The organism is Neobacillus sp. BF23-41, from assembly GCF_041106275.1.
Genome location: NZ_JBGBPR010000008.1, coordinates 54,853 through 74,958 on the forward strand (window position 1 = coordinate 54,853; position 20,106 = coordinate 74,958).

Sequence of the window (20,106 nt, forward strand, 5' to 3'; positions counted from 1 at the left end):
GAGTTCTAACACTATGGTGAAATGGTGGAAACAATCGACTTTTTATGAAATCTATATGCCAAGCTTTAAAGATGGAAACGGTGATGGAATCGGCGATTTTGTTGGAATCACATCAAAACTCGACTATTTAAAGGAATTAGGGATTGACGGTCTATGGCTCACTCCCTTTTATCCCTCACCTAAAGTCGATAACGGCTATGACATTTCTGACTATTATGGGATTGATCCGGATTATGGAACGATGGCGGATTTTGAAACGTTTATTCAAGAAGCACATCAACGTGGGATCAAGGTAATAGCAGATTTAGTACTCAATCACACTTCTTCTGAACATCTATGGTTCCAAGAATCAAAGTCATCAAAGGAGCATCCGAAACGTGATTGGTATATCTGGAGAGATGAGCCGAACAATTGGGAGTCTTTCTTTGGCGGTCCAGCATGGGAATACGATGCTAGGACGAACCAATATTATTACCATGCCTTTGCGAAGGAACAGGTTGATTTAAATTGGGCCAATCCTGAAGTGAAACATGCCATGTTTGATGTGATGAAATTTTGGCTTGAAAAGGGAGTCGACGGTTTCCGGTTAGATGTCATCAATTTCCTAAAGGTAAACGATTCATTTCAGGACAATCCATATGATGAGGAACAAATCCATTTATATGATAAGGACCAGGAGGGTGTTTTAACCGTTATTGAGGAGATTGCGGAGTTTGTTCATCAATATCCTGATAAATTCCTTGTTGGTGAGGTAGGTTCCGAGGACTTGAACATTCTAAAACAATATTCGGGCCTTAACAAATTAGATGTTGTCTTTAATTTTAATATCGGGAGTATTGGTGAGTTTGATGCGGATAAGCTCTTTTTGCAATTAGTTGAAACAGAGCAAACGTATGATTCATCTCAAATTCCAACATTATTCTTTTCGAGTCATGATATGTCGCGGTATATTTCAAGATTTGGCGCCGATGAGGATCGGGCCAAGCTGATTGCTTCTTTGATGCTGACGGCGAAGGGTGTTCCGTTCATCTATTTTGGTGATGAAATCGGGATGAGAGATTGGATTACAGACGACCTATCGAAAATGAAAGATGTTCAAGGAATCATGGGCTATACGCTCGCACTACAAGCGGGTAAGTCACATGAGGAAGCCCTAGTTGTTGCAAATGAAAAATCTCGCGACAAGTCACGTACCCCGATGCAATGGAATTCACATTCCAATGCCGGCTTTTCAGAGGGGCTGCCGTGGATTGCTGTTCCGAAGGATGCAGACAAAGTTACTGTTGAAAACCAGATTAGTGATCCGGAATCGATGCTTTCTTTTTATAAAAAATTGCTGAAGCTGAGAAAGGAACATTCATCACTACAGTGCGGAGATTATAAATTTTTGCGGAATGAAGATGGAATGATCTATTTCGTCAGAACGGATTCATTTGAAAATATATTAGTAGTTTTGAATTTCACAGATCAACCAAAAACGCTTGAAGTAGCAGCTGATATGAAGTTGTTACTTTCGACGAAGAGAACGACGTTGGATGGCGAAAACGTCATAAGAATTTTAGCGAATGAAGCAATGATCTTAAAGGGGGAAATAGGAAATGGCCTTGTTAAGGAAAGGTAATGCTCAAACTTGTGAACAGCTTTTAGAGGAATATACTTCGAAAACACAACCAACCAATCCTGAAAAAATTGTATTCTCAGGCATTGGTGAAAATGATGTCTATAATATTAGTGCGCCGTTTGAAGATGAAGGGGAGCTTGTAATTGCCGGACGAGTGGAGTCACGTGACAGTGAACATTCCAATGTATACTTCTTTGTCGAGAGAAACGGTGATTGGGTTCCAAGAGAAAAGGCACCCGTTCTTGAATTACAAGATCCTTTTTTTACTCGAATTGCTGGAGAGCTAGTATTGGGGGGCGTTCAAATTTTCCCTCATCCAACCAATGAAGGACAATTTGGCTGGAGAACTGTTTTTTATAAAGGTCAATCGATTGCAAGCTTACAAGAATTTGCAAAAGGTCCAGACGGGATGAAAGACCTTCGATTAGTAGAGCTAAAGGATGGCAGCATAGGGGTATTAACGAGACCTCAGGGTGAAAAAGGCGGAAGAGGAAAAATTGGCTGGACTCGAATTTCTTCATTAGAAGAATTGACAATTGATGTGGTTAACGAAGCACCGTTACTACAAGGGCAGTTCATTGATGAAGAATGGGGCGGAGCGAACGAGCCGCACCTTTTATCAAATGGTCTTGTTGGAGTATTGGGACATGTTGCCTACTTTGATGATGAAGGAAACCGCCATTATTACCCAATGGTGTTTGCGATTGACCCGGAAACGGGCGTATTCTCTGACATGGAGCTAATCGCAACAAGAAGTCAGTTCCTACCTGGTCCAACGAAGCGCCCAGACTTAGTGGATGTCGTGTTTAGCGGCGGGTTAGTTCGAAAACAAGATGGAACGGCTGATGTTTATGCAGGAATTAGTGATGCGGAAGCTCAAAAAATTACCATCGTCGATCCGTTTTTACAATACGAGCAATAAATCCGATAAAACTATAGAGGGAGTAAATAATATGAATGTATATAGATATGAAGAGAACCCATTAGTCACTCCAGCAGATGTGAAACCACATCGAGCTGATTTTGAAGTTATTGGTGCATTTAATGCAGGGATTGCCACCTATAACGATGAAATTATTATGCTTCTTCGTGTAGCAGAGCGCCCAATCAGTGAAGACGCTAATATTGTGAAAGCACCTATTTATAATCCAACAGCAAACGAACTTGAAATTATAGAATTCCGTTTAGATGATCCTACTTATGATTTCTCTGATCCACGTGTGATTCGGAAAAGCGGGGATAAACATTCATGGGACTATTTAACATCTATCGCATACTTACGAATTGCAAGAAGCAAAGATGGTGGTCATCATTTCACGATTGATGAGAATCCGTTAGTTTACCCATCTAATGAGTTAGAAACATTTGGGATCGAGGATCCGAGGATTACTAAAATTGAAGATACCTATTATATCTATTTTAGTGCGGTTTCACCTGTAGGTGTGGGAGAATCGATGGTTTCCACAAAGGACTTCGTAACAATTGAACATCATGGAATGATTTTTGCACCGGAAAATAAAGATGTGTTAATTTTCCCTGAAAAAATTAATGGAAAATATTATGCGATCCATCGACCTGTTCCGAAAAGTGTAGGGGAACCAGAAATGTGGATTGCTGAATCAACGAACCTCCTGCATTGGGGTAATCACAAGCATTTACTCGGTTTACGGGAAGGCATGTGGGATAGCGCACGTATGGGCGGAGGAGCGGTTCCGTTTAAAACGGAAAAAGGCTGGCTGGAGCTTTACCATGGTGCAACTGATGATCACCGCTATTGTATGGGAGCAGTATTACTGGATTTAGAAAATCCAGCGAAGGTCATTGCTCGTTCAAATCAACCGATTCTAGAACCTGAAGCAGATTATGAGGTAGAAGGTTTCTTTGGAAATGTAGTCTTTTCATGTGGAGCTGTCGTTGAAGGTGATGTAGTTAAAATGTTCTACGGCGTTGCTGATACATCAATGGCTTGTGCGGAATTAAGCTTAAAAGAAATCTTGGATTCATTGACTTATCTATAATTTGAAAAAATAAGTGCCAAAATCGCGAGACTGATTTTGGCCTTTTTACTATGTTTTAACCTTATATAAGCTTCGAGTAAAACTGATATATCGTAAGCATTTTTACAATGGCAGGTGACGTACTATGAAAATAAATGATAACTGGAAAATAAAACATTTTGATGTAAGAGCTGCACGTGATCTTGAGGTCGCTGCTCCTGAATATATTGATTACTTCTGGATGACAGCATCAGTACCTGGTGATGTTCATTCAACATTGATTGACCGAAAGTTAATTGAAGATCCTTTTTACGGACACAATGATTTAAAGTGTCAGTGGGTGGAGGAAAAGGTGTGGTGGTATCGTAATACTTTTGAGTTCAATGATGAAATTAGTAAAGACCACCGCTATGAGTTGATTTTTGAAGGTTTGGACACATTTGCTACCGTTTATTTAAATGGTGTAGAGCTTGGTTCAACGGAGAATATGTATATCAGTCACAGCTTCGAGGTTGCTCGTGAGCTTAAGCAAGGGAAAAATGTTTTGGCGGTAAAATTTGATCCAGTCCATGTTCACGTGAAAGACAAGGTTCAGTATTATTGGTCAGGATTTAGCAAGAAACGAATCTGGACGAGGAAAGCACAAAGCCATTATGGCTGGGACTGGGGTCCGCGCTTAGTGGCTGCTGGGATTTGGAAGGAAGTTCATTTAGAGAAAAGAACTTTTTCCAAAATAGACTCGGTATTTGCTAAAACGAAATCAATTTCACCTGACAAAGCAATTATTGAGGTCGAAGTGGATATAGCTTCATTTAGAAAAGATAAAGATTGTGTGGTCGATGTTACCCTTTCCGATGGGGCAGAAAGTTACTCAACTAAAGGAAAAGTGGACAGCAAACAAGCAACCGTTGTATTGGAAGTGGAAAATCCAAAGCTATGGTGGACACATGATATTGGCACGCCTCATCTTTATCAACTAAAGGTTGAACTGCTTGCGGATGGTGTGAAAGTGGATGATCACCAAGAAGACTTCGGGATTAGAACGATTGAAGTAATGCGTAAGGATGAAGAAGGAAGCCATTGTTTTACCTTTGTTTTAAATGGTGAAAAGGTGTTTGCTAAAGGTGCCAATTGGATTCCGATTGATAGCTTCATTGGAGCTGTTCCAGATTCCCGTTACAAGCACTTAATCAAGATGTCGAAAGATGCAAATATGAACATGCTCCGTGTATGGGGCGGCGGTATCTATGAAAAAGAGGTTTTTTATGACGAGTGTAATCGGCTTGGCATTTTGGTCTGGCAGGATTTCATGTTTTCCTGTGCGCTGTATCCTGATTACAATAAGAACTTTATGGCGAACGTCAAAGAGGAAATCATTCATGTCGTCAAACGGCTGCGTAATCATCCTTGCTTGGCACTTTGGTGTGGAAACAATGAGAATGATTGGCTCTATGAAGCGTTGTATTCATCAGGTGAAATCACTCATCCTTTTTACGGTGAAAAAATCTATCATGAATTAATGCCGGAATTACTTGAAGAACTCGATCCAACACGTCTATTTTGGCCAAGCTCGCCATTTGGTGGGAATGATCATAATTCAAGAGAGCAGGGCGACACGCATAATTGGCAAGTTTGGCACGGGAATATTGAGCCGAGGACATTTGGGGAACCACAGACAGTGAATTACAGTGTCGAAGGGCTGTCATTTAAAAATTTTAAAAATGATACCACACTCTTTGCCAGTGAATTTGGCATGCATGCGTCTTCCAATCGCTATACATTAGAACGAAATATCCCTAAGGATCAATTTTACTGGGGAAGCGAAGAAATGGCTTACCGGAATAAAGATATCCATCATCCAAAAGGAATTTTGCTAATGGAAGGATATACAGGAGCTCCCAAGGATTTAGATGAATACATTGCCTATTCGATGTTAACGCAAGCAGAAGGTTTGAAGTATGGAATCGAACATTACAGACGTAATAAACCACATACAAGCGGTGCGTTATTTTGGCAGTTAAATGACTGCTGGCCGGGTACAAGCTGGTCAGTTATCGATTATTATTTATTGCCAAAGGCTTCCTATCATTATGCAAGAAAGTTCTATAGTCCGGTTCTGTTAACAATTGATCATGAGCCTGGAAAAGAGTTGAAGGTTTGGGTTGTAAATGACCGGTTAGAAGCTTATCAGGATGAAATAGAACTTGCTATATATCAAATGAATGGCGAAAAGGTTTTTTCAAAAAAATGGACAGTTTCGGTGCCAGCCAATGTTTCGCAGCAAGTGGACGTTGTTTTAGAACAGAATGCTCTTAGTGGATTGCAGCCAGAAGAGGCTGTCATCGTGATCCGTTCAAAAAGTAATAAAACCGAGGAAAACTTCTATTATTTCCGCGATCAAAAGGACTTGAGATTTGGGAAGTCGGAACTAACCGTTTCCATTGACCAAGCGAGAAATGAATTGACCATTTCAACCAATCTACTCGCGCGAATGGTAACGATTGAAATGGATATCGAGCAGCTTGTAATCGAGGATAATTTCTTTGATTTACTGCCAAATGAAAGCAGAACGATTAAGGTCGGACAGGCTGAGGGGAAAGGTATTCCTTGGGAGACGTTGAGAGTGAAGGCCATTAATAGTGTGAAAACAGAGGGGGTATTCGAATGAAAGCGGCGGTTTTGAAAGGAACAAAGCAAATAGAGGTAATGGAATGGAACTATCGTTCACCATCACCAAAAGAGGTCATTGTTAAGGTAAAGAGCTGTGGAATTTGCGGTACGGATCAGCATATTTATCATGGTCATCCAGGTTCAGCTGAAGTCCAGCCCCCAATTGTTCTCGGTCATGAATTGGCAGGGGAAGTAGTGGAAGTAGGTGCAGAAGTATCAATCCTCCAAAAAGGGGATCGAGTTTCGATTGATCCGAATATCTATTGCAGTACATGTGAGTATTGCCGCAGCAACCGGGCTCATTTATGTAATCATCTTCAGGCGGTAGGTGTAACAAGGGATGGCGGCATGGGTGAGTATTGTGTTGTGCCGGATGCCAATTGTTACAAGCTCCCAGACCAAATGACTTTTGAAGAGGCTGCGCTTGTCGAACCTTTAGGCTGTGTTTTACATGGATTTAGGAAGGTTGAGTTGTCACCCTTAAGTAAGGTACTTATTATTGGCGGCGGTTTTATTGGACAATTGTTTTTACAATTGGTCAAACAGCAAAATGTTGATTCTATCATTGTGAGTGAACCTGAGGAGAACAAAAGAGAGCTTCTTTATAAGCTGGGTGCTGATGACGTGGTCCATCCAATAAATGCTTCTAAGCTAGAAGCAGATGTTGTGATTGAATGTGTGGGCAGAGCGGATAGTATGGAATTGGCGGTTAAATCAGCAGCAAAAGGCGGCCAAGTGTTACTTTTTGGGGTGGCAGCGCCAGAAACTGTTATTTCTGTTTCGCCATTTGAAATTTTTTCAAAAGAACTTACCATTAAGGGTTCGTTCGTGAACCCATTTACCCATGAAGAAGCTATTTCACTTATTGCCAAAAGAGTGGTGGATGTCGAGTCGCTGATCTCTCATCGTTTTACTGTCGAAGAGCTGCCAGAAGCAATGGCTAACTTTCCTATTCTTAAAGTGTCAAAAGCGATTATTAACCACTAGTTGCAGGAGTTATCGGCCCTTCTAGGCCAACACTGCTGCAAAAGGAGATCAAAGAATGTTTCAAATTTTTAAGTCTTTTTCTACGGAATTAAAGTTCTATTTACTGATGAATGCCTTATTTTCCTTTGGCGGGGTATTGTCAGGTGTTTTTCAAAGTGTTTTCTTATGGAAACTGGATAAAACCTTTTCACTGCTAGCTTATTATAGTTTGTATTGGTCCATCGCGATCATCTTTTGTTTTGGACTTTGTGGCTGGCTCGCAAGGAAAACGAGTCCGATGATTACGATGCGTTTAGGATTTGTTTTTTATCTGATTACCTATTTGATTATGCTTATTTTTCATGACACATTAAGTGATCATATCATGTTGTTAGGATTTTCAACTGGGTTGGCAATGAGCCTGTATTATGTTGGCATGCATTTGGCCGTATTAGACTTAACAACCAATGATAATCGGGATCAATTTTTATATGTTCAAGGAATTCTATTTACCATAGGAGGTGTAATCGGCCCGCTTCTCTCAGGTGTCATCATCTCGCAATTAGAAGGGATGCTGGGGTATTATGTCGTTTTTATTGGAACCTGTGTATTCTTTTTTATATCCTTTTTAACCTCTCTAAAAGTGAAGGGACACCCGATTACAGCAAAAAGTTATTTTTGGGATGTCATCAAGAATCCATCACAGGAATGGAAGAAGATGTATAAGGTAATGTTTGCTGATGGGATTGTATCAGGCGTGTACGGGACCTTTTTGATTACGATGATTACCTTCAAAGTAGCTGGTGGAGAATTAAGTTTAGGAGTTTATAATATGGCTGCTGAGCTTGTTGCCATTGCTACATTCTATCTGCTCGCTAAGTTCTCTAATCCGAAATATCGTCTCGCCATTTATGCGATCGGTTCGGTCAGTATATTTTTGAGTTCTGTTTTGTTATCGGTCCTTCCTGTCCTTATTTCGTTGATTATTTTTGGAATTGTCTCTCCATTAGCACAAAATATGATTACCACCTCGATGAGTGCCATGATTTATGAAGCAATTGAGAAGGACCCCGAGTACAAGGAAAAGCGCTTGGACTATATCATTATCCGAGAAATTCCACTCGGTGTTGGTAGAATCATCGGAGTATTTTTGTTTTTAGCGATGAGAAAATACTTTGATTTTGACCTGCTTTTACCTGTCTCGTTTAGTCTTTTTCCGATTATATATGTCCTCATGATTCCATTCCTATATTTTATTTGGAGAAAATCAACAAAGGAATCTGTTCTTAGTTCTAATGAAATGTAGAAATTCTTATTTGGAGGAATTTATGTATGTTGGGTGCAATTGAAGCTGGAGGAACAAAGTTTGTTTGTGCAGTTGGCGATGAAAAGGGGAATATCATAGACCGTATTCAGATTCCAACCACAGTACCGGCAGAAACGATGCCAAAGGTGATTGAATTTTTCAAGCAATATCCCGTAAAAGCAATTGGTGTGGGTTCGTTCGGTCCAATTGATGTGAATCGGGAAAGTGATACTTACGGATATATTACATCAACTCCTAAAACACCTTGGAAAGATTATCCTTTTGTACAAGTATTAAAAGACGCTTTTTCTGTTCCAATTGGATTCAATACCGATGTTAATGCTGCAGCCTTAGGAGAAGTAACCTTTGGTGCAGCTAAAGGTTTGGACAGCTGCTTGTACATTACAGTTGGTACTGGAATTGGGGCAGGTGCAATTGTTCAAGGGAAGCTTCTTCAAGGATTTTCACACCCTGAAATGGGGCATATTCTTGTAAGACGGCATCCAAATGACGAGTTTCAAGGGAAGTGCCCCTATCACCACGATTGCTTAGAAGGTCTAGCTGCTGGTCCTGCCATTGAAGAGCGCTGGGGAGCAAAAGGAGATCAACTTGTTGATCGAATGGAAGTTTGGGACCTAGAAGGCTACTATATTGCCCAAGCCCTGATGCAATATGTATTGATTCTCTCGCCGAAAAAAATCATCCTAGGCGGGGGAGTTATGAATCAAAAACAGGTGTTTACTTCTGTTTATAAGTATTTAAAGGAATTTATTAATGAGTATGTGGCTTTGCCGGATCTTACTGAATATATTGTCGGTCCTGGTTTAGGTGACAATGCGGGTATTACAGGATCGCTCATGCTTGCTCATCAAGCATATCAAGAGGAAAATTAAAGATACTTTTGGAGGTAATAATAGTGCAACCATTATTTTTAAGACCAGTTTTTAAAGAGCGAATTTGGGGCGGGACCGCCTTACAAACTGAATTTGGGTACGAGATTCCAAATAATCAAACAGGGGAATGCTGGGCAATTTCCGCTCATCCGAATGGACCTTCGATTATTGAGAATGGACCGTATGCTGGAATGTCATTGGACTTGCTATGGGGGAAACATCCAGAGCTTTTTGGAAACCCGAAGGAAGAGGTTTTTCCACTTTTAACGAAAATATTGGATGCGAACATGGATTTATCCGTTCAGGTCCATCCTGAGGATTCTTATGCGAAGGTTTATGAAAATGGGGATCTTGGTAAAACCGAATGCTGGTATATCCTCGATTGTAAAGAAGGCGCCGACATGATCTTCGGCCATAATGCGAAAACAAAAGAAGAATTCGTCGAGCAAATTAATGATGGGAAATGGAACGAGCTGCTGCGCAGAGTCAAAATCAAGCCAGGCGACTTTTTCTACGTTCCAAGCGGAACCATCCATGCTTTATGTGAAGGAACGCTAGTTTTAGAAACGCAGCAAAGCTCTGACACAACTTACCGAGTGTATGATTATGATCGTCGAGATGCGGAAGGGAATTTGCGTGAGCTTCATTTAGAAAAAGCGATTGATGTGACAACTGTGCCTCATCAAGATGCTGGGGTTGCTCCTAAAGTTGAGGAGCGGGGGAATGTAACCATCACCACGTTTGTGGAGTCTGAGTTTTTCTCCGTTTACAAATGGGATGTTAATGGGCAAGCTGCTTTTTCATTTGATGATCGATATTTGCTTCTAAGTGTGATCAAAGGTGAGGGGACACTTGTTCACAATGGTGAGACATATACGCTAACAAAAGGAACACATTTCATCATTCCCGTGGGAATACGAGGATTTGAAGTAGACGGGGATTGTGAGTTAATTGTATCTCATCCATAAGTAGTAAATTATGAATTGAAATGGTGAAATGTGAATAATAAAGCGTAAAGGTCTGAGTTTACCTACCGAAATGAGACCCATTTAGAACACCATTTAAGCTACCTTCAATCCAAATTCTTTTGGTGTGAGGTAGCCTATTTTTTCTTGTATTCTGTTTTTTCCTTATTTTGTGTTTGTAATAATGTGCAATAGTTGTTATATTTTATATAACAACTATATTACAAGGCGATGATTACGTGAATACTCCCTTATACGAAAAAATATATACGTATATATTAGAAAAGATCCAGGACGGCGACTTAAATAAAGGAAATCGTGTACCATCTGAAAAGGAATTAGCTGAAAAATTTAATGTAAGTCGTATTACGTCAAAGAAAGCTTTAGACATTTTAGCTGAAAAGAAGATAATTGAACGAATTAGGGGGAAGGGTTCTTTTGTTACGACTGTACCTCCTGTTCCAGATGAACTGAATCATAATTTAAAAGATGTATTTATCCCCACAAGTGAAGAGGACGAAATGCGGTTAGTAGGGTTGATACTTCCTGATTTTTCTGAATATTTTGGATTGAATTTTGTGAAAACAGTGGAAAAAGTTTGTTCAAAACTAAATATTCACTTATTAATTAAACGAACTTATGGATTAATTGAAGAAGAAGAGAAGACAATCACTTCGATGCTTCAACTTGGAGTGGATGGTTTAATCATGATTCCTGTAAACGGTGAACACTATAACAATGCTCTTTTGAAAATAGTTCTAAGTGATTTTCCGTTTGTTTTAGCGGATCGTTTTTTGAAAGGGATACCTGCAAGTTCGGTAAGTACAGACAATACTCTTGCTAGCCAACAACTTACAGATTATTTGATTTCCTTAGGACACGAGAAGATTGCTATTATTTCACCTCCACCAGAAGGAATCTCTGCGATAGAGGAAAGGATTAACGGGTTTCATATCGCATTTTCACGTCAAGGACTGAAATTAAACCCTGATTACATGCTGACTAATTTAATGAGTAGTCTCCCTTTGAATGTTCATAGCGAACAGTTAAAACAAATAAAAGAAGAAGATCTTGATAAAATTAAAAGATTCATTTTGCAGCATCCTGAATTAACCGCATTTGTCGTTTGTGAATATGATCTAGTACTACTACTTTCATTAATTCTAAAGGATTTGGGCAAGAAAATACCAGAGGATTATTCCGTTGTGTGTTTTGATAATCCATATACTAACTTGGAGCCGAAGTTTACTTATATCAAGCAAAATGAGGAAATCATGGCTGAAAAAGCAGTCGATTTATTATTAGCTAAATTAAATGGAGAAAGTGTCCCGCAACATATCTATATTGAATTCGATCTCGTTAAAGGAGCCTCGACTAGCTCAATTCAGTACAAGTAAATAGTAGTACCTATATAAATATAAAGTTAAATAAGCTTGCGTCCTTTTTTCTAAGGCTAGCATGCTTTTTTGATTTACAAACAGAAATTTTTTGAGTATTCAGTCATTTAATTGACATATGTTATCGAGCGATATAATATATTAAATATATCATTTGTTTACCTGATATATTTGTTTAACTTAATTTGATAAGGGGGAACTAAGTTATTATAACAATGTAATTCGTATTTTTTGAAAGCGTTTTATTTATAAACTGAAGGTTTTCATGATGTAGTAGTTTATATCACAAAAGTTTATGCGAATGGTGTATTTGAGGGGAGCATGTTGGTGGACATACCTCTTTTTTGATTGATATCACAAACTATTTATCCTGGAAATTTAATGAAACAATTGTGATGCTTTAGCAACTGTTAAAGAAATAACCTCTTAAATAAAAGAAATGGAGGCTAAAAATTGTTAGAAACGATTAAAGTAGGAATTATTGGCAGTGGTGGAATTGCAGCTGCCCATGCACGAGCTTATTTACAAATGCCGGAGGTGGAAATCGTCGCGGTTGCTGATGTCATTCCCGGTAAGGCGGAGCAATTCATTCAAAACTTAAATATTCAAAATGCAAAAGCATTTGTCAATCATCAACATCTTTTAGAACTGGATATAGACGGGGTTAGCATATGTACACCAAATGTCGCACATCACCGTACAAGTATTGACTCACTTTTTGCAGATAAGCACGTCCTTGTGGAGAAGCCAATGGCAGTAACACTTGAACAAGCGGTTGAAATGGTTCAAGCGGCCAAGAAAACAGATAAAATCCTGTCCGTTGGTTTTCAACCGAGGTATGATCCCAACATGCAAGCCGTTAAGGAAATTGTTCAATCAGGTCAGTTAGGTGATGTGTATTATGTTCAAACCGGCGGCGGAAGAAGAAGAGGGATGCCGGGCGGTACGTTTATCAACAAAAGCTTGTCAGGGGCAGGGGCAATGGCAGATATCGGCTGCTACTCGCTTGATTTGGCGCTTAACACGCTTGGTTACCCGAAACCACTGACTGTTTCGGCATACACGTCGAACTATTTTGGAACAAATCCGAAATATCATCGAGAAGCAGATAAGTTTGAGGTGGAAGATTTTGGTGTAGCATTAGTTCGTTTGGAAGGTGGAAAAGTCCTTAACTTCAAAATATCATGGGCGATGCATATGGACTCACTCGGTCCAACGATCTTTCTTGGAACAGATGCTGGTTTGAAAATAACACCTTCTGGAAGCGGGCCGTGGAGTGGGGTCTGGGATGGAGGAATCGGTTCCATTACAATGTTCCACGATGTTCTCGGGCATCACATTGACAGTACCATTCCAGTAAAAGCACATCAAATTAATATTTTCTATGAAAAGGTACGTGATTTTATTGTTGCAATAAAACAAGGAAATCCTGCTCCGATTCCAGGAGAACAAATTTTAATCAATCAAGCGATTATTGACGGTGTTTTCCGCTCATCTGAATTAGGACGAGAAGTCGATATCGAAATTCCGAAAATATAATAAAGGAGGTTATTCTTTGATGAACGTCGCCTTGTTAAGTAAATGGCATGTACATGCGGATGATTATGCTCGTCAAGCGAAGAACAATGAAAACATAACGATTAAAGTAGTTTGGGATGAAATTGCTGAACGCGGAAATAAGTGGGCCAAAGAACTTGGAGTCCCTTTTGAAAAAGATTTAATAAAGGTGTTAGAGGATCCCGAAATAGATGCTGTAATTGTAGATACTCCTACAAATCTTCATAAGGAAATTATTACACTTGCTGCTAAACATAAAAAACATATTTTCACAGAAAAAGTGTTAGCGTTTACAGTTCGGGATTGTGAAGAAATTTTTACTGTTATAAAGGAAAACGAAGTTAAGTTAATGGTCTCTTTACCTCGACTAACGGAAAATTATTATTTGTATGCTCAAGATGTACTTGATAAAGGATTGCTTGGAAAACTTACTTCTATTCGTTGTCGACTTGCACATAATGGTGCTGTGCCTTTTGAAGGAAATCCAAATGGGTGGCTGCCAAATCACTTTTTTAATAAAGAGGAGTGTGGCGGCGGTGCCTTAATTGATCTCGGCGCACACCCGATTTATTTAACCAATCGTTTAGCGGGATCTGCAAAGGCTGTGACAGCAAGATTACAAAAAACGTTAGGATATGACGTAGATGATAATGCAGTTGTCATTGTTGAATATGAATCAGGTGTTCTTGGGACACTTGAAACTGGTTTTCTATCGAATGGCTCTCCTTTTCAACTTGAGTTATATGGAACAGAGGGGACTTTGCTAATTGAGGATCAAAATATTCGCTTGAAAAGCAAACAATTAGGAGAAGGTTGGAATGTTCCTGAGCAATTACCTGAGGCATTATCAATGCCGCTTAATCAATGGGTATCTGATATTCTTGTAAATGCTAAACCAACCCTTGATGAAAATGATTTTCTTAACTTAACAATCATAAATCAAGCTGCTAGTTTATCAAATGAACAAGGCCGCAGAATTGAAATAGCTGAATTAACTGCTGAGAGTGTAGAAGTTTAATTCGAAATCAACCCCATAAAATTGGAGCGGTGATGTTAAATAAAGCCGCTCTTATTCAAAGAAATTTAGGAGGGATATTTTTGAGTATTATTGGCCTGCAATTGTTTTCAGTATGGAAAGATGCCGAAAAGGACTTTTTGGGAACGGTCCAAAAAGTCGCTGACCTTGGATATGGAGCCATTCAATTTGCAGGTTTTTTTCAAACACCTGCTCAAGAAGTGAAACAGTTAATGGACGCAAATGGAATGAAAACCGCTGGTGCGCATGTGGGAATCAATCAACTCTTAGGTGAGGAATTATTAAAAACGATTAACTATCATCACACACTTGATAACAATTTACTTATATGTCCGGCTCTTCCAATAGAAATGAGATTGTCAGAAGATGATTATATGAAGGCGGCTGAAACATTGAATCATATTGGTGAAACGTGCAAAAGCTCTGGCTTTCAGTTTGGTTATCACAACCATGATTTTGAGTTTGAAAGATTTGGAGAAAAAACAGGATTTGATCTACTTTTTGAAAATACTAATCCAGAACACGTAAAAATTGAACTTGATTGCTATTGGGCAGCCTTTGCTAACCAGGATCCTTTTGTCATCATTGAAAAATATAAAGACCGTGTTGTGTCATTGCATATGAAAGATTTGAAGATTGTAAATGGTAATAAGATGGGAACGGAAATTGGCAATGGTCAATTGGATTTTGAAACATTGATTAAAACAGGAACTCAATTTAATATAGAGTGGTTTACAGTTGAGCAAGAAGAGTTTGATCGTGATCCATATGAAAGTCTGGCTATTAATGTAAAGAAACTAAATGAAATAATAAATAAGAGCGGAGTGTAAAGTGACATCTACTCCAAGTCAATGTATCAGCAATTAAAATGAGTATATAAAATTACGGTTTGTAAGCTCGTGTTTCTAAATAAAGAAATTACGGGCTTTTTTAATGTATAGAACTTTATAACTAGTGCGCATAAGGTAATTTCTTGTATTAATAGGTATAAAGATGTTATATAATGTATTATTAATATAACAAATATACTAAAAAGGTGAAAAAAATAATGAATACTCCATTATACGAAAAAATATATGTCTCGATCATTAATCAGATCCAACAAGGTCTTCTAAAGCAAGGCGATCGAGTTCCATCTGAAAAAGACTTGGCTGAAGAATTTAATGTAAGTAGAATTACGTCAAAAAAGGCGTTAGACTTACTTGCGCAAAACAAAATTATTGAGCGGATAAGGGGGAAAGGTTCTTTCGTAGCGGAGCTTCAATCAGAGAAAATGGAAATGTCAACTCATTCCTCTAGGCTAAATTTCACAGATAGTAAATTGGTGGGATTAATAATACCTGACTTTGATGATGCCTTTGGATTAAATATCGTTAAAACAATTGAGGAAAAGTGTTTACAAAATAATTGCAACTTGATTATCAGGCGTACAGGTGGTCAGATCAAGGAAGAAGAGAACGCAATAAAAAATCTTGTAAACAATGGAGTAGACGGTCTCATTATTTTTCCTGTACATGGGGAACACTACAATGTTGAATTGATAAAGTTAGTTTTAACTGATTTCCCTTTAGTTTTAATAGATCGTTACTTAAAAGGTATTCCAGCAAGCTCAGTTTGTACAGATAATCGATCAGCAAGTGAAATGTTAACTAATTATTTGTTTTCTTTAGGTCATAAGGATGTCGCCTTTTTATCCCCTTCTCCAAATGGTACTTCAACGATCGAGGAAAGAGTTCGAGGGTTTAACCAAGCATATTCAAAACAGGGAATCAAATTAAACCCGGACTTCCTATTAACTAATCTTAATTGTAGCCTCCCGCAAAAATTCTATAGTGATAAATCAAGCGATTTAATGAATACCGATTATCAAACTATTAAACGTTTTATTCATGAAAATCATGATATTACGGCCTTTATTGTTTGTGAATATACTTTGGCTCTCTTATTGAATAAGGTAATAAATGATCTAGGTAAAAAAGTTCCTGAAGATTATTCGCTTGTATGTTTTGATTATCCAGAGAATCATTTAGATCAAGCCACCTTTACACATATCCGTCAACACGAGCATGAGATGGGAAGCAAGGCAGTTCAATTATTAATGAAGCGCTTAAAAGGCGAGAAATTCCTAGAGCAAACAATGATAGATTTCACGTTTGTCGAGGGAAAATCGACAAAAGTCAAAAATAAATTAAAAACATGATGAAACATCCCTCTGTATTGGGTTGTTTTTTTTTTTTTTTTTTTTATTCCGAAAATTCAAAAATCATATTGACATATATAATATATGTTAGTAATCTATTGATATATCATTTGAAGATAACAATCAATAGATGTTATCAATAATGATATATTAGCTCTAATGTTTATTTTTTTTTATCCAACAATGAAAACGCTTTATTTTTGGTACATCGATGAATTTACATAACAGTTAAGGGAAAGGAGTCTTTTTATTAAACAGCATTCTATAAAAAAAGTAGGGGGATTAAGATGAAGCAAAACAATAAAAGGATTGGATTACTAGCATTTGTTTTCGTTTTAACATTATCTATGTTTCTCACTGGATGCTCATCAAAATCGAGTACTTCAGAAAAAGCAAATGGAGATCAAACAACCGTTACATTTTGGCATCCTATGACAGATGTTACTGGGGAAGCAGTTGATGCTGTCGTAAAGGCCTTTGAGAAAAAGAATCCCGACATCAAAATAAAGGCTGTTTACACTGCAAATCAAGGTGAAGGAAAAAATGAAAAACTACTAACTGCAGTTTCGGGAGGAAATCCACCAGATGTTGCTTACTTTGACCGATTTGAAATTGGCTCTTGGGCAGCACAAGGTTCATTAGAGGATTTGACAGATTTAGCTGAAGGAAGTGGAGTTAAAAAAGAAACATATTATCCGTTTGCATGGGATGAAGCAAGTTACGAAGGAAAATTATACGGAATGCCAACAACAACTGATTCACGTCTTGTTTACTTCAATATAGACCAGTTCAAAGAAGCAGGCTTGGATCCAGAAAATCCACCAAAAACAATTGCAGAATTAGAAGCTGCATCTAAAAAATTAACGATCAAAGATGGGAAAAAATTCAAGAGAATTGGCTTTATTCCTTGGTTTGGTCAGGGTTGGTTTTACGGCTGGGGCTGGGCATTTGGAGGAGATTTCTATAATCCAGAAACAAAAACAGCGACAGCAAATGATCCAAAGAACATCGAGGCGCTACAATGGATGGCAGATTTTGCAAAGAAGTATAACGTCGAGGACATCGCTGGATTCACTGATTCTCAAGGTGAAGGTGCAATGGATCCTTTCTTAACTGGACAGTTAAGTATGAAAGTAAGTGGACCATGGGAAGTTTCTGCCATTAAAAAATTCAAACCAGATTTGAAATATGGTGTTTTCCCAATGCCAACTCCTACTGGAGAGAATCATACAACATGGTCAGGTGGTTGGTCTACTGTTATGCCTAAGGGTGCGAAAAATAAAGAAGCTGCATGGAAATTTATGGAGTTCTTTAGTGGTGCAGAAGGGCAAAAAATCTTTAGTGGAATTGCTCGAGACTTCTCAGTAATCGATTCTGTAAATGAAGAACTAGGATATAAAAATGATCCGATCTTAAAGGAATTTGTCAATATTTTACCTGTTTCTCATCATAGACCAGTTATGACACAAGGGTCATTGTATTGGAACGAACTAGCAAGTGCTGTTGAAAATGCGACACGAGGAAATGGAACACCGAAAGAATTGTTAGATAAGGTCACTGACAAAGTGAATAAAGAGCTAAAATGACGAAAAAGGGAGGAGGTTTTGTTTTCCTCCTCCCTCTATTTTTATCAAGGCGCTTGCTCTTAAATTATAAGGAAGGGGAGGATTAAAGTGAAAGGTAATGCGCAACTGGTTGAACGAATCAAGTCTCCAAAAACACCGACTGACAATCAATTAAATATTGTTCCCAAAAAGAAAGTATCTAATTGGGGGAAATACAAATACGGACTCTTATTTGCATCTCCATGGATTATCGGATTAATCGTTTTTTATGCAATCCCATTATTCTCTTCCATTTATTTTAGCTTTACAACATACAGTATCCTTCAGCCAGGAGAATTTATCGGATTAAAAAATTATGCGGAATTAATGAACGATACTTTATTCTGGAAATCTGTGTATAACACGGTTTACTTTGCAGTCTACTATGTACCTTTAAGTATCATCTTTGGTGTTGCACTTGCAATGATGTTAAACATGAAAGTGAAAGGTATGGCTGTTTATAGAACGATTTTTTTCTTACCAACACTTGTTCCACATGTGGCACTTGCCGTTTTGTGGATGTGGCTGCTAAATCCTGGGTTCGGTCTTGTAAACGGCTTTCTAAATACAATTGGAATTGATGGACCAGCGTGGCTCGGAAGTGAAACATGGTCCAAACCATCTCTCATTATGATGTCATTATGGGGAATCGGTCAGGCTGTCGTTATTTATCTGGCAGGTCTTGGTGATATCTCTGAAGACTATTATGACGCTGCAGAAGTGGATGGAGCAAATTGGTTTCAAAAAACATTTCATATTACTCTTCCTCTATTAACACCAGTTATCTTTTTTAATCTTGTAATGGGGATTATCGGTGCTTTCCAGCAATTCACTTTACCATATACGTTAACACAAGGACAGGGGACACCTGCAAATTCGTTAACTTTTTATGTTATGTATTTATACGATAATGGTTTTAAATTCTTTAAAATGGGTTATGCCTCTGCAATTGCTTGGATTTTATTTGTGATTATTATGGCATTAACTGCAATCGTATTTCTTACATCTAAACGTTGGGTCCATTATCAAGAATAATAAGGAGGTAGAAACAATGGATGGAACAATCAAAAAGAAATTTTCCCGTTATTCAGCACATATCGTCCTAATTGTCGCATCATTTATCTTTATGATTCCATTTATCTGGATGGTATCCACATCATTAAAGCCATTGACACAAGTGTTTACATTTCCACCAGAATGGATTCCAAAGCCAGTTAAGTGGAGCAATTACATCGATGCTATGTCCTACATACCTTTTTTCACTTATTTAAAAAATACAGTGATCATTACAATTTTAAGTACTGTTGGGGCAGTTGTTTCATGCCCGCTTGTTGCTTATAGCTTCGCTAAACTCAAGTGGCCTGGTAGAAATATTCTTTTTATCATTACGATTGGAGTTATGATGATTCCAGGTCAAGTGACAATGATCCCGTTATTTTTATTGTTTGAAAAATTAGGCATGGTTGGAACACCACTTCCATTAGTCATTCCTGCATTTTTCGGTGTTCCTTTTTACATCTTCCTATTAAGACAATTTTTCATGGGATTACCTGATAGTTTAAGAGAAGCTGCAAAGATTGATGGGGCTGGAGAATTTAGAATTTATTGGCAGATTATGCTGCCGCTGGCAAAACCTGCAGTTTTAGCAGTTGGCCTGTTTCAGTTTATGGCAAGCTGGACAGACTTTTTAGGTCCATTACTTTATTTAACAGATTCAATACAGTATACACTTTCACTAGGGTTGCAGCAGTTCCAAAGCCAAAAGGGCTCAGAATGGGGACTCATGATGGCTGTTTCAACAATGATGACCCTTCCTGTTATTATCCTTTTCTTCTTTTTACAAAAAACATTTATTCGAGGTATTACATTTACTGGGATTAAATAGATTTCTAGT

16 protein-coding genes are annotated in these 20,106 nt (G+C 38.2%); all 16 read left to right on the top strand.

Annotated features, from left to right (window positions below; all coding sequences use genetic code 11):
- Positions 1-16 precede the first annotated feature (16 nt).
- Positions 17-1,621 carry a glycoside hydrolase family 13 protein gene (locus tag AB7942_RS14005; protein WP_369447438.1) on the top strand — a complete coding sequence of 535 codons (1,605 nt, stop codon included), beginning with the start codon at positions 17-19 and terminating at the stop codon, positions 1,619-1,621.
- Positions 1,599-2,543 (top strand): MTP-1 family protein, encoded by a 945-nt coding sequence (locus AB7942_RS14010; protein ID WP_369447319.1) that lies wholly within the window; start codon positions 1,599-1,601, stop codon positions 2,541-2,543. The genes AB7942_RS14005 and AB7942_RS14010 overlap by 23 nt, the downstream gene beginning before the upstream one ends.
- A 31-nt stretch (positions 2,544-2,574) precedes the next feature.
- A complete protein-coding gene (locus AB7942_RS14015; RefSeq protein ID WP_369447320.1) occupies positions 2,575-3,639 on the top strand; it encodes a BtaManbiosPhlase in 1,065 nt (354 codons plus the stop codon).
- A gap of 124 nt (positions 3,640-3,763) precedes the next feature.
- Entirely contained in the window at positions 3,764-6,286 is a 2,523-nt protein-coding gene (locus tag AB7942_RS14020; RefSeq protein ID WP_369447321.1) for a beta-mannosidase, read from the top strand.
- Positions 6,283-7,275 carry a zinc-dependent alcohol dehydrogenase family protein gene (locus tag AB7942_RS14025; protein ID WP_369447322.1) on the top strand — a complete coding sequence of 331 codons (993 nt, stop codon included), beginning with the start codon at positions 6,283-6,285 and terminating at the stop codon, positions 7,273-7,275. The genes AB7942_RS14020 and AB7942_RS14025 overlap by 4 nt, the downstream gene beginning before the upstream one ends.
- A 55-nt stretch (positions 7,276-7,330) precedes the next feature.
- Entirely contained in the window at positions 7,331-8,560 is a 1,230-nt protein-coding gene (locus tag AB7942_RS14030; RefSeq protein WP_369447323.1) for an MFS transporter, read from the top strand.
- A 26-nt stretch (positions 8,561-8,586) separates the two neighbouring features.
- Positions 8,587-9,453: an ROK family protein gene (locus AB7942_RS14035; RefSeq protein ID WP_369447324.1), complete on the top strand. Its 867-nt coding sequence runs from the start codon at positions 8,587-8,589 to the stop codon at positions 9,451-9,453.
- A 20-nt stretch (positions 9,454-9,473) separates the two neighbouring features.
- Positions 9,474-10,421: a mannose-6-phosphate isomerase, class I gene (manA, locus tag AB7942_RS14040; RefSeq protein WP_369447439.1), complete on the top strand. Its 948-nt coding sequence runs from the start codon at positions 9,474-9,476 to the stop codon at positions 10,419-10,421.
- A gap of 236 nt (positions 10,422-10,657) precedes the next feature.
- Positions 10,658-11,815, top strand: a complete 1,158-nt coding sequence (locus tag AB7942_RS14045; RefSeq protein WP_369447325.1) for a GntR family transcriptional regulator — start codon at positions 10,658-10,660, stop codon at positions 11,813-11,815.
- Positions 11,816-12,268: 453 nt separating this feature from the next.
- Positions 12,269-13,354 carry a Gfo/Idh/MocA family protein gene (locus tag AB7942_RS14050; protein WP_369447326.1) on the top strand — a complete coding sequence of 362 codons (1,086 nt, stop codon included), beginning with the start codon at positions 12,269-12,271 and terminating at the stop codon, positions 13,352-13,354.
- 19 nt (positions 13,355-13,373) lie between these two features.
- A complete protein-coding gene (locus tag AB7942_RS14055; protein ID WP_369447327.1) occupies positions 13,374-14,390 on the top strand; it encodes a Gfo/Idh/MocA family protein in 1,017 nt (338 codons plus the stop codon).
- 80 nt (positions 14,391-14,470) lie between these two features.
- Complete coding sequence (locus AB7942_RS14060) at positions 14,471-15,238, top strand: sugar phosphate isomerase/epimerase family protein (protein WP_369447328.1); 768 nt, start codon at positions 14,471-14,473, stop codon at positions 15,236-15,238.
- Between the two features lie 218 nt (positions 15,239-15,456).
- Positions 15,457-16,608 carry a GntR family transcriptional regulator gene (locus AB7942_RS14065; RefSeq protein ID WP_369447329.1) on the top strand — a complete coding sequence of 384 codons (1,152 nt, stop codon included), beginning with the start codon at positions 15,457-15,459 and terminating at the stop codon, positions 16,606-16,608.
- Positions 16,609-16,895: 287 nt separating this feature from the next.
- Complete coding sequence (locus tag AB7942_RS14070; RefSeq protein ID WP_369447330.1) at positions 16,896-18,194, top strand: ABC transporter substrate-binding protein; 1,299 nt, start codon at positions 16,896-16,898, stop codon at positions 18,192-18,194.
- Positions 18,195-18,281: 87 nt separating this feature from the next.
- The gene (locus AB7942_RS14075; RefSeq protein WP_335438394.1) at positions 18,282-19,247 is read left to right on the top strand and encodes a carbohydrate ABC transporter permease; all 966 of its coding nucleotides are present in this window, start codon (positions 18,282-18,284) and stop codon (positions 19,245-19,247) included.
- A gap of 16 nt (positions 19,248-19,263) precedes the next feature.
- The gene (locus AB7942_RS14080; RefSeq protein WP_088089784.1) at positions 19,264-20,097 is read left to right on the top strand and encodes a carbohydrate ABC transporter permease; all 834 of its coding nucleotides are present in this window, start codon (positions 19,264-19,266) and stop codon (positions 20,095-20,097) included.
- Positions 20,098-20,106 lie beyond the last annotated feature (9 nt).